The 14980-nt window shown below is 60.8% G+C and carries 15 protein-coding genes; 11 read left to right on the top strand and 4 right to left on the bottom strand.

Annotation, left to right across the window (positions count from 1 at the left end):
• Positions 1-35 precede the first annotated feature (35 nt).
• Positions 36-347, top strand: a complete 312-nt coding sequence (locus RG2_RS15060; RefSeq protein WP_033231898.1) for a MerR family transcriptional regulator — start codon at positions 36-38, stop codon at positions 345-347.
• Between the two features lie 136 nt (positions 348-483).
• Here RG2_RS15060 and RG2_RS15055 read toward each other — a convergent pair whose 3' ends face one another.
• Positions 484-705, bottom strand: coding sequence for a CDGSH iron-sulfur domain-containing protein (locus RG2_RS15055; protein ID WP_033232178.1), 222 nt, complete (start codon positions 703-705; stop codon positions 484-486).
• Positions 706-710: 5 nt separating this feature from the next.
• Positions 711-1382: a HemK2/MTQ2 family protein methyltransferase gene (locus RG2_RS15050; protein ID WP_033231899.1), complete on the bottom strand. Its 672-nt coding sequence runs from the start codon at positions 1380-1382 to the stop codon at positions 711-713.
• Positions 1383-1681: 299 nt separating this feature from the next.
• Between RG2_RS15050 and RG2_RS15045 the strand changes: the two genes are divergently transcribed.
• Entirely contained in the window at positions 1682-2038 is a 357-nt protein-coding gene (locus RG2_RS15045) for a hypothetical protein (protein WP_033231900.1), read from the top strand.
• A gap of 38 nt (positions 2039-2076) precedes the next feature.
• Here RG2_RS15045 and RG2_RS15040 read toward each other — a convergent pair whose 3' ends face one another.
• A complete protein-coding gene (locus tag RG2_RS15040; protein WP_230590017.1) occupies positions 2077-3522 on the bottom strand; it encodes a UDP-N-acetylmuramoyl-L-alanyl-D-glutamate--2,6-diaminopimelate ligase in 1446 nt (481 codons plus the stop codon).
• 412 nt (positions 3523-3934) lie between these two features.
• Between RG2_RS15040 and RG2_RS31820 the strand changes: the two genes are divergently transcribed.
• The 5 genes from RG2_RS31820 to pepN all read left to right on the top strand — a co-directional run bounded on the left by RG2_RS31820 (position 3935) and on the right by pepN (position 10081).
• Positions 3935-4648, top strand: coding sequence for a hypothetical protein (locus tag RG2_RS31820; RefSeq protein ID WP_033231902.1), 714 nt, complete (start codon positions 3935-3937; stop codon positions 4646-4648).
• Positions 4645-5265 (top strand): class F sortase, encoded by a 621-nt coding sequence (locus RG2_RS15030; protein ID WP_230590018.1) that lies wholly within the window; start codon positions 4645-4647, stop codon positions 5263-5265. The genes RG2_RS31820 and RG2_RS15030 overlap by 4 nt, the downstream gene beginning before the upstream one ends.
• An 88-nt stretch (positions 5266-5353) precedes the next feature.
• Positions 5354-6658, top strand: coding sequence for a DUF1254 domain-containing protein (locus RG2_RS15025; protein ID WP_116538738.1), 1305 nt, complete (start codon positions 5354-5356; stop codon positions 6656-6658).
• Between the two features lie 97 nt (positions 6659-6755).
• Positions 6756-7556, top strand: coding sequence for a bifunctional hydroxymethylpyrimidine kinase/phosphomethylpyrimidine kinase (gene thiD / locus RG2_RS15020; protein WP_033231904.1), 801 nt, complete (start codon positions 6756-6758; stop codon positions 7554-7556).
• Positions 7557-7594: 38 nt separating this feature from the next.
• Positions 7595-10081, top strand: a complete 2487-nt coding sequence (gene pepN, locus RG2_RS15015; protein WP_033231905.1) for an aminopeptidase N — start codon at positions 7595-7597, stop codon at positions 10079-10081.
• Between the two features lies 1 nt (position 10082).
• Here pepN and RG2_RS15010 read toward each other — a convergent pair whose 3' ends face one another.
• Positions 10083-12299 (bottom strand): DUF2254 domain-containing protein, encoded by a 2217-nt coding sequence (locus tag RG2_RS15010; protein ID WP_033231906.1) that lies wholly within the window; start codon positions 12297-12299, stop codon positions 10083-10085.
• A gap of 101 nt (positions 12300-12400) precedes the next feature.
• On the opposite strand from RG2_RS15010, the gene RG2_RS15005 reads away from it, so the two are divergent.
• The 4 genes from RG2_RS15005 (at position 12401) to RG2_RS14990 (ending at position 14979) form a co-directional block, all read left to right on the top strand.
• On the top strand, positions 12401-13015 hold the full coding sequence (locus tag RG2_RS15005; protein ID WP_033231907.1) for an NUDIX hydrolase: 615 nt from the start codon (positions 12401-12403) through the stop codon (positions 13013-13015).
• A gap of 202 nt (positions 13016-13217) precedes the next feature.
• On the top strand, positions 13218-13751 hold the full coding sequence (locus RG2_RS15000; protein WP_371851319.1) for a CDP-alcohol phosphatidyltransferase family protein: 534 nt from the start codon (positions 13218-13220) through the stop codon (positions 13749-13751).
• Positions 13748-14614 carry a DUF881 domain-containing protein gene (locus RG2_RS14995; protein ID WP_033231908.1) on the top strand — a complete coding sequence of 289 codons (867 nt, stop codon included), beginning with the start codon at positions 13748-13750 and terminating at the stop codon, positions 14612-14614. The genes RG2_RS15000 and RG2_RS14995 overlap by 4 nt, the downstream gene beginning before the upstream one ends.
• Before the next feature lie 14 nt (positions 14615-14628).
• Complete coding sequence (locus RG2_RS14990) at positions 14629-14979, top strand: small basic family protein (protein ID WP_033231909.1); 351 nt, start codon at positions 14629-14631, stop codon at positions 14977-14979.
• Position 14980: the final 1 nt, after the last annotated feature.

The following is a 14980-nucleotide window of genomic DNA, read 5'->3' as shown; positions in this document are numbered from 1 at the left end:
TTGCACGGTCAATGAAGACGCCTAGGAGGTATACCGTGACGTCAGAGACCCAGGCGCGCGCGCTTCGAGGCGTTTACGGAATCTCGGTGATGGCCGAACTTTCCGGAGTCGGGCCGCAAACGTTGAGATTGTATGAGCGACGAGGGTTGTTGACACCGACCCGCACCGGAGGCGGAACCCGCCGATACAGCGAATCGGACCTGGAGACGCTGGCCCGTATCACTGCGCTGATCGACGACGGTGTCAACTTGGTCGGCATCCGGTTAATACTGTCGCTCGAGGCCGAGAATTCAATTCTGGCGGCGAGGGTTGCACAGTTGAGCGAACAAACTGGAGTTCGAGTCTGACCGGCGAGTTGGTTCCGGTTTCCTCTGCAGGCCCACCGCGAATCATGATGGCTCGCTACAACTCTCGAACCTCACGTCCTCTGGTCGACTAGGCCGCGCCGAGGGCTCACATGGCTTTGCCACATCACGTCCACATTCAGCGCTGGTCACGAGGGATGGACTTCCTTTTCTTGTGTGTGCCGTCGCAGAACGGAGAGATACTCGTACCACCGCATCGGCACAGCGCGACCGTTGCCCGTTTTCGTTCGATCGGATTGCCCGCGCCATCGATCAGGGTTGCAGGACCACGAACAAGTATCGGTCCGTCCGGGCACACGGTGACGGTGACCGAGCTCATGTCGCGTTCGGTATCGGACATGGAATTCACATGACCTCCTTGTCGAGACTTGGTTTCGCGGCCCGAAGGACAACGATCTCTTCGGTGCGCTGGCCCGGAGCGATGAGGCCGCGGGCCTCGAACAGTGCCGCCCGCGCGGAGAGTACGCGCCCGAAAGGGATCTCCGCGCGAGCCACGACTTCCACAGATAATCCCTGTTCTTCCAGCATGGACTGAGTTTTCTCAATCCCGCTGAGCACAGACTGCGCGATCAAGAGAACACCTGACTCGGCAAGCACTCGGGGTGCGTGTGTACATATCCGATCCAGAAGCACCCGCCCGTCTACGCCCGCGTCCCACGCCCGCTCCACGCCGCGAGTGGGTAGGACGTCGTCGTGCGCAGGAACGTACGGGGGGTTGGAAATGACTACGTCGAAACGTTGGTCTTGAACGGGTGTAGTCAGATCGCCTTGAATCACTCGAATCGAATGCCGATGCAGGATGGCATTCAACTGGGTGGTGACGACTGCGCGACGAGATATGTCGACGGCGGTGACATGTCTGGCTCCGATTGCAGCGGCGCGCAAGCTCAGCGCCCCCGTCCCGGTGCAGAGATCCAGTACCCGAGAGTCCCGTCCTAGTCTCTCTGCAGCCAGTGCGTCGGCCAGCAGCCACGTATCTTCCTGTGGAGGGTAAACACCTGGCAGACGCAAGAGCATCGGTGACTCCTCGAGGTTGTGCGTTGTGGTGACGCGGCCGTTTAACTGAAGCAATCCTATACTCCAAACGGTCAATTATCTGCATCCACTGATGTAGATAAGCTACATTTAGACTGGATGACAAGAGTCGATTTGAAATCAGGACAAGGCGAGTATGGCGGGAGGTATGACTGGTTACAGATCAATCATCACGACGGCGCGGTCGATTGGCCCACGAATGCCTCTGGGCGCCGAGCGTGAGCGAAACGCTACTGCGATACTGAATGGGTCGGCGTGAAATACAGCGGAGGGTTTCCTCGATGACTGAACAACCCGGTCTTGCCGCAGGGGCCGAGCGGGAAATCGGCAGGAGGACAATCACTTACGCAGTCTCGATCGTCCTGGTTGTGATTGTGATGATAGTGGCACTTGTGGTGTTGGGTTCTCGGCGGGGCGAGTGTTTCGACACCGACGTGCTGGTCTGCTCGCGTAAGGATCGACGCCTTTTGGTGTTCTTGCCGAGCGTGACGCTCTTGGTGGGCGCCGTAGGGGCATTCTTACGAGCGTCGCCGCGATGGCATCGCACTCGCAGGCTGTCCATCAGATCGTATGTCGGATGGATTCTCGTAGGGTTGGCCGTAGCGTACGGTGCGGCGTCGTTTTCCTTCTTGTTCTGACCGATCCGAAGGGTGAATGGACGACAGTGCGCTGACAACTATTTTGCATACTTGACGAGTGCGCGCTCGAGTACTTGGCGATCGTCGAACACTATCTCCGTACCGTCGTAGTTCATCACGTGGTCGTTCCCACGCCCCGCAACGACAACGATATCGCCTGCTTTTGCCAAGCATACGGCGGTCCGTATAGCGTCACTCCGATTCGGGATGATAAGCACCTCTGCATGATTCGCGAGTCGCGCCCCCGCGGCCACGTCATTTCTGAGGGCTGTTGCGTCATCGTGGTACGGACCTTCGTCGGTGACGACAACGACGTCGGCATGACTGCCGGCATTACGACCCAGAGGCTCGCGTTTGCCGGGGTCCCGGCCCCCAGTGGCGCCGATGACGACAATGATCTTTCCCTTCGACAACGAGCGCAGGTACGGAAACAAGCGGAGTTGCGCACCTGCGTTGTGTACGTAGTCGACGAATGCCAGGAAATTCTGTCCTATTTCCACATTTTCCAATCTCCCGGGGACGGTGTCGAGATTTTCGATACCGTCGAGCGCCGCCGCGATATCGACTCCTCCGATGCGAAGAGCGGCAATTGCCGCCAATGCGTTGTCAACTTGGTGACACCCCAGCAGGCGCAGCCGGATTTTCCTCTCCCAACTCCCATGGCGTGCAACAAAAGATGTTCCCGTTTGATCGGCCTCGATGTCAGTGGCGGTGACATCGGCGCTGGCACCAAGCGATGAGAAGGTCAAACGAGGAACAGTGACGCGTTCAGCGAGGGCTTTGCCGTACTGATCGTCGACACTGATCGCCGCGCGGGCGCAACGTTCGGGTAAGAAAAGCTGCGCCTTCGAGTCGAAGTACGACGCCATAGTTTTGTGGAAATCCAGATGGTCACGCGAAAGGTTCGTGAAGGCAGCGACGCGAAAGAACGTCCCATTGACTCGGTGTAGTGCAAGACCATGACTCGACGCTTCCATAGCGACAGCGTCGACGCGGTTGTCGACGAAAGCGGACAACGTACGTTGCAACGTGCACGCTTCAGGTGTCGTTCGCTCCGCTTCCGATACGCCGTCTGGTCCCCGAACGCAGATTCCGCTGATGATGCCGGTGCGCAGTCCGGCCGCGGCTAGACCGGCTTCGAGCATGAATGTAGTGCTGGTCTTGCCGTTGGTGCCGGTAACGCCGTATACGTCGAGCGATGTGGAGGGATCGCCGTATATCCAAGCGGCCAAAGGGCCGAGGATCTTTCGGGGGTTCTTCACCACAAACGCCGGCAATATTTCAGTGGGTCGATCGCTGACCACAGCGACGGCACCCCGCTGCGCTGCTTCGGCGACGAACTCGCCACCATGGTGTTCGGTGCCTGGCAGCGCCGCGTAAATATCGCCAGGGCGAACCTGACGGGAGTCCTGACAGACGCCGGCAACAACCAGGGTTCCTTGCTCGTGCAGTAACTCGCCGTCCGCGCCGAGATATTCAGCCACCGCCTCGAGCGACCATTTCGGTTGTCTGCTGGGTCTATTCGACACGGTGCGCATGTCGGATCACGGCGTTTGTGCTCGAGGTGGCATGTCTCAGGTTTGACATTTGCGAGTTGCGCCAAACACGTCACGCGGCACTGCACACCGCAATCATTCCGCTGCCGCTCGCCGATTATGCACACGCGCGGATGATCAGGCCTGCGTGAGCACAATTGCCGCGCGGCGGTTACTCGGGTGAACTGTAACTTTTGAATCGCGCCGAAACGATGTACCCAATGTCGGGATCGGCTGCGGAATAATTGCCCGATGGCACCACAAGAATATTTTGTCAGTCCGATCGTGCCGATATATGCGATTGTACTGGTATTTTGACTGAATTGACCAGATTGTCAGACCGTAGGTGAGGGTAGCGGGAATGAGAACTTTTGGTACCGCAGGTGCGTGCGCAGCGATCTTTGCCACCGCAGCCCTGATCACTACGGCGCTGCCGGGAGTAGCCGGCGCCGCGCCCGTTTTGACGCAGACGTGCGTTCCCGAGATCAATGACAACTCCATGTCGCTCGATCCGGCCGTCGTCGACGGCTGGTACGACGTCTCGACCGGCACACCCGGCACGAAGATCAATTCCATCGAGTCCTGGCGCGCTGTCCCAGGCGACACTCTCGAGTTTCGAGCCTCGGTAACCATCCGCGCGCATGGCAGCCCGGTCAGCGGCACCTTGCGGATCGACGGCGCGGGACTCGCCGGCGACCCAGAACTCCGCTCACGTATGACACTGACCCAGGATCTGGGGATGTCCGGAACGAAAGTCACGCATGCGGACAACGGACGAGTGATTCCGGTCCGAGCAACCCTCGCCTTTGATGCGTCGACTCCGAACCTCGTGGCGCAGAATCAATCCGTCGACCTCTCCGCGGTCAAGATCGTGCTGACGGGCGATACAACCGATCCGGGGGCCGACTGCCCAGACGGCGGCGGGAATGGCGGCAACCAGGGTGGCGGAAACGGCGGCGGTGGTGGCGAAAATGGCGGAAACAACGGTGGCAACCAGAACGGTGAACTGCCCGGACGCGATGTAGGCAATCGAGTTCCGATTTCCCAGGTTCCGTCCGGGCCGATCTCGCGGTGACGCAATCGTCTCGCCAGACGCTTCGGCGCCTGTGCGGCGCAGCGGCGCTGACGGTGTTGTTGTGTGTCAGTGGGTGTTCGGACGACAGTGACCAACCGGTTCGGGTTCTCGCGACCGGGCAGGAGGATTTGCCACCTGCGTTGGAGGCGGCAGTCGACAATCCGGCAACACCGACGCAGTTGCGCATCGGCAGCGAGGCCGCCGTGGTTCTTGCGATCAAGACAACGTCGGGTGGTTCGCTGATTCCTCCGGAGGATGTGAGCAAGGTCGGCTGGTGGGCGGACTCCGCATTTCCGGGTTCGGGTACGGGAACTGTTGTGATCACCGGCCACATCAATGACGTGTACGCCGGTGACGGTTTCGGAAAGAAATTCTCGTCGTTGACTCCGGGGTCGGTTGTGACGTTGACCGGGGAGGATGGCCACGAGTGGACCTATCGGATCGATGCGGTTGACGAGTACCGCAAGGACGGGGAACTACCAGTCGAGCGCCTGAACCGGATGGACGGACCGGAGACGCTTGCGTTGATCACGTGCGGGGGAGAGTTTGTGGGTCCGCCGCTGGGTTACGAGGACAACGACATAGCCTGGGCGACACGGATTCCCGATTTGTCGTAGTTCTACGCATTGTCGCGATTATCGATATCGTTGGCCGCACTAGCGTCTTCGCCGCACTGGTAACAGTGCCCGATTGAAGGACACGAGTGTGAGTGCACTGACAGAGACCGCGGCCGCTGCGTATTTCTATTACTACCCGCTGGTGGAGAACCTCCGACAGGTGGAGCGTTATGTCACGACCGGAGTCGGCTCCAATCCTGCAACACCGTTCAACAGTTTCTCGCATGCCCGCAAACTTGCAGGGCCAGAGGACACGTTTGTCACGATCAACAACGACACCGTCTATTCGATGGCGCAGCTTGACCTTTCGGGTGGACCACTGCGATTGGACGTGCCCGCAACCGGGGATCGCTATTACGTACTCCAATTTGTCGACGCCTGGACGAACAACATCGCGTATGTCGGCACGCGGGCTACGGGCAATGAAGCCGGCAGTTTTCTGATCGTCCCACCGGGCTGGACCGGAGAATCGGAGCATCCGGTGGTCCAGGCCTCAACCGACATTGTGTCGATAGTCGGCCGATTTGCCTGCACCGGCCCTGGCGACATTCCCGCCGTGACGAAGCTGCAGGATTTGCTGATACTCGAGTTACTCGACCCGGCCGCGACAGTGAACGGTCTACCCGCGGTGGACGCGAACCTTACCGATGAACTGCTCTTCTGGCAGCAGGCACACCGCTGGTCACAGGCATTCCCCGCTCCGACCGCGGAATCTGCCCTGATCGAGCAGTTTTCCGGTTTGTGGTCTCCGGATGTCGACAGCGATGACCTGCGCGCCTGGTATGCGGACGGCGTCGCGGAGCTCGAGGACGCCACCAAACACGGCCAGGCACCGGTCTTCAACGGATGGACGGTGGGCCTGCATCTCTTCGACTACAACCTCTACAACCTCGGCCTCGGAACGATCGACGACGACCGGTGGAAGATCCTGGACGAGAAGGTGCGCATTGTCGAAAGGGCGATTGCGTGCCGCCTGGGGCTGTGGGGAAATCACGCCTACGAAGCGGTGTATGCACAAGCCTTCACCGACGTGACCGGAGCGCCTCTGATCGGCGAGAACACCTATCTCATCAACTTCCCGGAGAAACCGCCCGTCGGCGCATTCTGGTCGATCACGCTCTACGACATTCCGCGCTACTACCTGGTTGACAACCCGATAGACCGGTACTCGATCGGCGACCGCACCGCCGGAATCCGCTACGAAACAGATGGGTCTCTCCGGATCACCATCTCGAAGGACGCGCCGACCGACGCCACCGCGCGAGCAAACTGGCTGCCGTCGCCCGATGCAGCATTCAGGCTGGTGCTTCGGCTCTATATGCCAGGGGAGGCGATCCTCGACGAAACCTATTCGTACCCTCCGGTGGAGCGGGTGAGTAACCAGGACACGTAGTCGCGGAGAAGCGCCGGGGTCAACGTTGATAAACTTCGACCTCCGGCGTTCGCGGGTATCCGTGGATGGTGTCGAAGCCTCAAAAGGAGTTTGTATCGTGGTTGACCTCGCCTATGTCATCGCTGGATCCGAATCCACCGGTGGTGCCGGCTTACAGGTCGACCTCAAGACCTTCCAGGCCCGCGGTGTCTACGGAATCGCCACCACGACGTGCATCGTGTCCTTCGACCCGAAGAACAACTGGGGCCACCGCTTTGTCCCCATCGCGCCCGAGGTGATCGCAGACCAGATCGAGGCAGCAACGTCGGCGCACGATCTCGACGTCGTGAAGATCGGCATGCTGGGAACTCCCGCGACCATCGAGGTTGTTGCGGAGGGGCTGCGTCGCCAGTCGTGGCGGCACGTGGTTCTCGATCCGGTTCTGATCTGCAAGGGTCAGGAGCCCGGAGCGGCACTTGATACCGATACGGCACTTCGTGATTCGATCCTGCCCCTCGCAACTGTTGTCACCCCGAATCTCTTCGAGGCGCGCACCTTGGCCGGAATGGACGCGATCTCGAGCGTCGACGAACTGATCGAAGCAGCGCGTCGTATCCACGATCTCGGACCGAAGTACGTTCTGGCCAAGGGCGGCGTGGAACTGGCCGGCGACGACGCCGTCGACGTGCTGTTCGACGGAACCGACGTGACGGTACTTTCTGCTCCCAAGGTTGGCCAGGAGCGCGTCTCCGGTGCCGGTTGCACCCTTGCCGCTGCGGTGACCGCAGAACTCGCAAAGGGCGCTGACGTGGGAGAAGCTGTGGCACTGGCAAAGAAGTTTGTCACTGCGGGTATCGAGGCCCGGGTCTCGGCGCACACACCGTTCGACACTGTGTGGCAGGGAGCTTTCACCGGATAGGGGACCTGATGTTCGCCCGGCCTGGCAGGATCAGACGGGTGAGCACAGCAAACCTGAACCGAACTGAAGTCACTCTCCGATCGTCCGCGGTATCGGTCACCGATTATCGGGTGGAGTTGGACCTCCGCTCGGCGGTCGACCCTGCTGTGGCGACGTTCAAGACCGTCACCACGATCGAGATGACGTCGACCGTGGATTCGACGTGGCTCGATTTCATCGGTAGGGCGGTCGAATCGGTGGAGGTGAACGGCCGTCGTATCGCTGTCGAGTACGACGGTGCGCGGATCGCGCTGAACGGGCTGTCGGATGTGACCGTCGTGCAGGTTGCTGCGCTCGCGGAGTACAGCCGCTCCGGAGAGGGTCTGCACAGATTTGTCGACGACGCCGACGGGCAGGCGTACCTCTACACACAATACGAACCAGCGGATGCGCGTCGGGTGTTTGCGTGCTTCGAGCAGCCGGACATGAAGGCGCCATTCACTTTTGTGGTCACGGCACCGCAGTCCTGGGAAGTGCTGTCGAATCAGGTTCCCGTGCAGACAGATTCGAATTCCACCGGCAGTAAGACCGTCACTTTTGCTCCGACACTGCCTATTTCGACGTACATCACGGCAGTGGCGGCCGGTCCGTACCATCGAGTGAGCTCGGGGTGGAGTCGCGGCGACCTCACCGTCGAACTGGGTGTTCTGTGCCGAGCGTCGCTGGCCAAGTACCTCGATGCCGACGACGTGTTCGAGGTGACTCGGCAAGGTCTCGACTTTTATGCCGATGCCTTCGACTACCCGTATCCGTTCGGCAAGTACGACCAGATATTCGTTCCCGAATACAACCTCGGCGCAATGGAGAATCCGGGCCTCGTCACCTTCACAGAGTCCTACGTGTTTCGCGGCAAAGCCACTGCCGAGCAGTACCAGCGCCGCGCGAACACGATCCTGCACGAGATGGCACACATGTGGTTCGGCGACCTCGTGACCATGGTGTGGTGGGACGATCTGTGGCTCAAGGAATCGTTCGCCGATTTCATGGGATCGCTTGTCAGCGTCGAGGCAACGCGGTTCACCGACGCCTGGGTGGCGTTTGCGATCAAGCGAAAAGCCTGGGCGTACGTGCAGGACCAGTTGCCGACCACGCATCCGATCGTCGCCGACATCGTCGATCTGGAAGCTGCGAAGCTGAACTTCGACGGCATTACCTACGCCAAAGGTGCGAGTGTCCTCAAACAACTGGTGGCCTTTGTCGGGCGTGACGCGTTTTTCGAGGCGTCACGGAAGTACTTCCGGGCGAACGCTTTCGGTAACACTCGGCTAGTCGATTTCCTCGACGCGCTGAGCACGACGTCCGGGCGAGACATGCGCGATTGGTCACGTGCCTGGCTCGAGACAACGGGAGTGTCGACGTTGACGTTCGAGGGCGGGGAATTGGTGCAAACCGATCCACGACCGCATCGTCTGGCAGTCGGGGTCTACAACTACGGCGATACCGGCGACCTGGTTCGCACGGCACGTGTCGAGGTCGACATTTCGGCGGAGCGCACACCGATCGACGTTCCCGCGGGACCACTGATCGTGCTCAACGACGACGACCTGACATACGCAAAGATTCGGCTCGACGCCGCGTCGCTCGCCACCGTCGAATCGTCGCTCGAGCGTGTTGTCGATCCACTCGCGCGTGGATTGATTCTGTCCTCGCTGTGGAACTCCGTACGTGACGGTGAGCTGTCGGTATTCCGGTACCTCGCGGTGGCCGAACAAAGTGGCCCTTCAGAACCGGACCTGGCGATTCTCAGTTCGATCACTGCTGACGCGCAGTTCGCAATCGCGCACTATGTTCCGCGCGAGCTGCGCTCCAGCGCGGCGGCTGGGTGGTTGGCGACGGCATGGAAGGCGATGTTCGAGAGCGAACCGGAATCGGGCCGTCAGTTGGCGTGGGCCCGAGCCTGTGCCGCCGCGGCGGCGCTCGACGATTCGCGGGCTGACGCGTTGCGTGCCATTCTGCTCGGCGAGAGCCCCGGCCCGATCGGGCTCGCTCTCGACCCCGATCTTCGGTGGTCGATGTGGATTGCCCTGGCTGCCACAGGCTTTGCCGAACCGAGTGACCTCGACCACGAGTTGCGCAGCGACGGGACATCGGCCGGCCGGATCGCCCACGCTCGCGCACTCGCGTCGTTGCCCACCGCAGCGACCAAGCAACGCGTCTGGCAGGCCGCAACCACAGACTTCACACTGTCGAACGATCATCTCGATGCCATGATCGGCGGCTTCAAAGCCGGCGTCGACGCGTCCCTGATCGAGGGCTACGCGGCGGACTATTTTGCCTCGTTGCGCACGTGGTGGTCAGGGCGCAGCATCGAGATTGCGCGGCGCCTGGTGAACGGCTTGTTCCCGGCGTCCGGGGATCTGATTGCGGTCGATCGGTGGCTCGACGCCAATGCCGATGCGTCGGCGTCGTTGCGGCGGTTGGTGCTCGAGAAGCGCGACAACCTGGCTCGGGATCTGAAGGTTCAGGCGTTCAACTCGGCGCTCTGAATTACTTCGCTCCTGGTCGTCCGACAATCAGGGGATGGACACGGCCGCTGGCACCTGCCTCGGATCCGAGACCCTGAGGATCGGCGACACCGGCCAGGCGTATGTCCAGTTCGCCGGTCCACTCGCGCGTCAGTTCGGCGTCCATGGCGTCGAGGCGTTTGAGGAGCGGAGCGTGCTGATCCACCGGGCACGCTGCCAGCAAGGTCGTGAACACGGCGCGCAAGCGGCGCTGCACCTGAGCGGAATTGGTACTGAAGTGCCGAATTTCGTCGGTCGCGATGGACACGTAGTCCGTCCAGGTTCTCTGCTGCCCGCGGATCCGAGTCAACGTGGAGGTCGCGGAGTCGGCATGCACCCGCGGTGCCAGCAGAACGAGCAGATCCTCGATGTGGTCGAGAGCTTGGACCGCGCGGCCAGGATCGTTGATAGCCGGCGACAGTGCCTTGAGCGCAATATCGACAATGGATTGGATTGCCGCGGCCGGACCGACTACGGGACCGTGAGTGTCACCGAAGACCAGGCACGACATCAGAGAATCCGGACGGATTGCCATCGAGGTGCCACGGACTTCGAACAGCGGCGCGTTCTGGGCGACAAATTCTCCGATGCCGGGCACGACTGCGATGCTGACCCCCCACTTCGATGCCAACCGCTCCAGTCGCGGCAGGTTGATCGCCAGCAGTATGCGCCCGTTGGGGGAGAGGTGTCGCAGTCGGACGATCAAGAGGTCTGCGGACTCATCGTCGGCCGGTGCGGGATTGGCGACTACGGGTGCAGCAGTTGCGTCCGACGTCGACTCGTCGTAGTGCGGGTAGGAGCGAATGATCGCGCTTCGTCCCTCGGCTGCGATCCACCGCAGAAGGCGACTGGAATTGAGAATCGACCCAACTCGGGACACCAGTGCAATAAACAGAATGGCGCTGATGATCGCAAGAAACAGCGCCGTGTACGTGGATATCTGGGGAGCCGAATGTTGGGTGTTGAGAGCAAGATCGAGGGCAACGATGATCGAGTAGACAAATGTCGCGAGAAACATCCCGATGGACCATCGCATGACTCGCTGCTGAGCCAGCATCGGCACCACTCGCACCGATATCTGCGAAGCGCCGAATTGCATGGCCAGTGTGATCGCAGTGAACACCAGACCGGTGAGGGTGATCATTCCACCGGCAATCACGCTCAGCAGGGTGGCTGTGGCTCCCGGATCTACGGCATATTCGAGCGAATCTGAACCGAACCCGTCGAATACCGAACTGTCGAGATCGATAAGCGTGTCGGCCAAGAAGAATGCCGCGACGACAAGCAGAACGGGTAACCGCCACACGGGGACGGTGCGAAGCCGTCTGCGGGTACGACGCCACCGCAGTGCGTCGGATAGCCGCCACTTCGGAGTCGTAGCCGGGGGCTCTGGTGTCGACACCGTGGTCGGTTCAGCTGCTGCTGAAGGGATGGCTTCCGGTACCCCGAAACTCCCCGAGACGCTTTCCTGAAATCGAATTTTGGCTTTGATCAGTGGTTCTCTGACGCGTTGCTCGCGAGCGACCGCGCGGGACATCTTCGCCGGCTTGTCGCGATACCGGGATCTGGCCCACGGCGCGCCCGGTCGGCTCAGCCGGATTGCGCCGACGATGAGGAGCGGCGGGAAAAACAATCCGATCAAACCGGTCCACAACTTGCCCTTGAGAAGTGTGATCATTGCGAGCGCCAATTGGAGTATCAGCGCGACAACAATTGCTATGAGGGTTGCGATACTGCGATCTTCCTCGTACGGGTCGAACTCGCCGGCAAACCCGATCGGATGGACGCCGAACAAGAAAAGAAAGGAAATGGCGATCGCCACGAAGACCGCATCTATCGACGACCGACCTTCTTCGGCCCAATAGACATCACGCAAATGCAGAACCAGCGCATATTCGTCGAGAACCAAGGCGCTACCGATTCCGAACACCGACGCGAGCACACAATTGGCGACCGGGGTGTGGAAATCCGCCAATGCGATAAAGGCAAACCCGGAGACGAGCATCATCATCAGCCCGAACACCATGTGATGGATATGCATACCGCCCGGCGTGACATTGCCCGGCCACCACGACACCTCGGCGCGGATCATGCGCACACTGAATCTGATGAACAGAAAGGTAAGCAGGAACGCGACCAGCAGGAAGAACAACGGTAGTCGTCCGGTATCGACGACCGTGTGCTCGAACCATGCCTTCACTACGTCAGCATGACAGGGTTTTCCGCAGGTATTCTCGCAAAACGCTCAATTGGAAACTGGCCTGTGTCTGAATCTTGCCGGGGCCGCGCTACTGTCGAGAAATGGTGAACGCGGATTTACTGGATCGGGCCCATGTCGAATCAGCCTTTTCGACCTTCGAACCACGGTCTGTCGACCTCGATGGGCGCAGGTTGGCATCTGTGGTCTTTGCCCTGATGCGAGATGCCGACGGCACATCGGTGTTCCCGCTGACCAAGCGGCCGAGCAAAATGCGCGCGCACCCCGGTCAATTCGCCCTGCCAGGCGGGAGCGTCGACGCCGGTGAAACACCCGAAGAAGGCGCACTGCGCGAACTCTCCGAAGAACTGGGGCTGACCGCCGCGACGTCCGACATCATCGGCCGCCTCGACGATTACGTCACACGCTCAGGCTTCGTGATCCGCCCGTTTGTCGTGTGGTCGGGCGCCGAGATCGAAAAATTGGTACCCAACCCGGACGAGGTTGCGTCGTTGTACGCGGTCACATCAGCCGAACTCGATGTGGACCCGCGTTTCGTGTCGATCGAGGAGTCTCCGAATCCTGTGGTGCAGTGGCCGTTTCGAACCAGCCTCGTGCATGCTCCGACCGGTGCCGTCGTCTACCAACTCCGGGAAGTTCTCAGTGGGCGGCACACCCGGATCGACAACCTCGAACAACCCGTCTTCGCCTGGCGGTAACAACACCCACACGGGCGCGAGCGGCTCCCTGAGCGGCCATGAGCAAAATGTCGCAAGTGCTGTGGAAAGCTGGCACCACGGCGCCGCAACGGCGGGCAGTTCGATGCGGAGTGCGGAACAATACGAGGTGTGTGCAGTGACATCAGGTGAACAGGAACTTGTCGTGACAGATCGAGTTCTGACGGTTCCCAACATTCTCAGCATGGCTCGCCTGCTGCTGCTCCCGGTGTTCGCGTACCTGCTCTTGGTGACACATTCGGACGGGTGGGCGCTGGCGCTGCTGATGCTCACCGGATTCACGGACTGGCTAGACGGCAAACTGGCGCGGATTCTCGATCAGAGCTCGAAATTGGGCGCTGTTCTCGATCCACTGGTCGATCGCTTGTACGTCGTGACGACGCTCGTGACGTTTGTGGCCCGCGACTTCATCCCCTGGTGGGTCGCAGCGATCCTGATCGGCCGGGACTTGATCCTTGCTCTCACTCTTCCGATCTACCGCAGACGCGGCCTCCCGCCGCCCGAGGTCATCTATCTCGGGAAAGCCGCGACATTCCTGCTGATGTTTGCGTTGCCGCTGATCCTGGCCGGCCACGGAGATTGGCCGATCGCCGGATTCACTCACGCTTTCGGTTTTGCCTTCCTGATCTGGGGAACAGTCCTGTACGTGTGGACCGCCGTGATCTACGTGCTCAAAGCTGCCCGGATTGCGCGGACCTACGAGGTTGTACCCCGATGAAAAGAACGGGGGAGGACGTGCGCCGCAACCCGGTGCCGTCACTGCTCCGGTCGCTGATGACCGAACACCTCGATCCCGGATACGAGGCTGCAGCACTCGAACGAGAACATGAACACAGCAAGAACTCCATGCCCCGAACCGGGCCGTGGCTGGCTCTGGGCGGACTCCTGCTCGGTTTTGTTCTGACAGTCTCAGCGGTCTCGGCAGCTGGGCAGGTGTCCGGCACCGAAGATCTCCGTTCCGATCTCGTTGCGAAGGTACGTGCGACCGAAGATCAGATCGACGATCTGGACGCGACTCGGCACTCCCTCGCCGAGCAGGTCGACGCCGCCCGAGCCACCGCATTGGCCGGAGACACCGAAGGCAACAAAATTCTCGGGGAACTGCGCGGCGTCGAATCCGAAGCGGGCGCCGAAGCCGTACACGGCGAAGGCATCACCGTCACCCTCACCGACCCGGCTGGACGCCCCAATCTTTCCGACGCATCGCAACGCAGCGTCGGGGGAAAGAGCGTCGTACTCGATCGAGATATACAGAGTGTGGTCAACGCACTGTGGGCCGGCGGCGCCGAGGCCGTTGCCGTGGGCGGCGTGCGCATCGGCCCGACGGTGACGATCCGTCAGGCCGGCGGCGCGATGCTGGTCGACAATCAGCCCGTCTTCTCGCCGTACGTCGTCGAGGCAATCGGTGACTCTCGTGCGTTGCAGCGAGAATTTGTCGTGAGCGATGCCTACCTGCGGATGTCCAGCATCGCGCAGCTGTACGGCGTCGGTTTTGCTGTGGCCGAGGATAATTCGATGAGCCTTCCGCCCGCCGCAACGCGCCCGGTGCGCGTTGCGACTGAACCGATAGGACCTAGATAGATGGAGCGAGTTCGATGAAGGCCGGTTCCGCCCTGTACGGACTCGCCGCGTTGGTGATCGGCATCGTCCTGGGTGTTGTCTTCAGCCCACAGGTGCCCGACGCATTCGCGCCGTATCTTCCGATTGCCGTTGTAGCCGCACTCGATGCGGTATTCGGTGGCTTGCGGGCGTACTTGGACGAGATCTTCGACGCCAAGGTATTTGTCGTCTCGTTTGTCTTCAACGTTCTTGTTGCCTCGCTGATCGTCTGGCTGGGTGATCAGCTCGGAGTCGGCACGCAACTCTCGACGGCCATCGTAGTGGTCCTGGGGATTCGAATCTTCGGCAATGCAGCGGCACTGCGTCGCCGGCTGTTCGGAGCGTGAG

It is taken from the genome of Rhodococcus globerulus NBRC 14531, assembly GCF_001894805.1.
GTDB classification, from domain to species: Bacteria; Actinomycetota; Actinomycetes; order Mycobacteriales; family Mycobacteriaceae; genus Rhodococcus_F; species Rhodococcus_F globerula.
The sequence above is the reverse complement of the archived record's forward strand: the minus strand, read 5'-3'. Positions and strand labels throughout refer to the sequence as shown.

Bases quoted from the DNA above. Each gene is read 5' to 3' on its own strand.
- RG2_RS15055 (WP_033232178.1), bottom strand. From the start codon at position 705: ATGTCCGATACCGAACGCGACATGAGCTCGGTCACCGTCACCGTGTGC.
- RG2_RS15050 (WP_033231899.1), bottom strand. From the start codon at position 1,382: ATGCTCTTGCGTCTGCCAGGTGTTTACCCTCCACAGGAAGATACGTGG.
- RG2_RS15045 (WP_033231900.1), top strand. From the start codon at position 1,682: ATGACTGAACAACCCGGTCTTGCCGCAGGGGCCGAGCGGGAAATCGGC.
- RG2_RS31820 (WP_033231902.1), top strand. From the start codon at position 3,935: ATGAGAACTTTTGGTACCGCAGGTGCGTGCGCAGCGATCTTTGCCACC.
- RG2_RS15005 (WP_033231907.1), top strand. From the start codon at position 12,401: ATGGTGAACGCGGATTTACTGGATCGGGCCCATGTCGAATCAGCCTTT.
- RG2_RS15000 (WP_371851319.1), top strand. From the start codon at position 13,218: ATGGCTCGCCTGCTGCTGCTCCCGGTGTTCGCGTACCTGCTCTTGGTG.
- RG2_RS14995 (WP_033231908.1), top strand. From the start codon at position 13,748: ATGAAAAGAACGGGGGAGGACGTGCGCCGCAACCCGGTGCCGTCACTG.
- RG2_RS14990 (WP_033231909.1), top strand. From the start codon at position 14,629: ATGAAGGCCGGTTCCGCCCTGTACGGACTCGCCGCGTTGGTGATCGGC.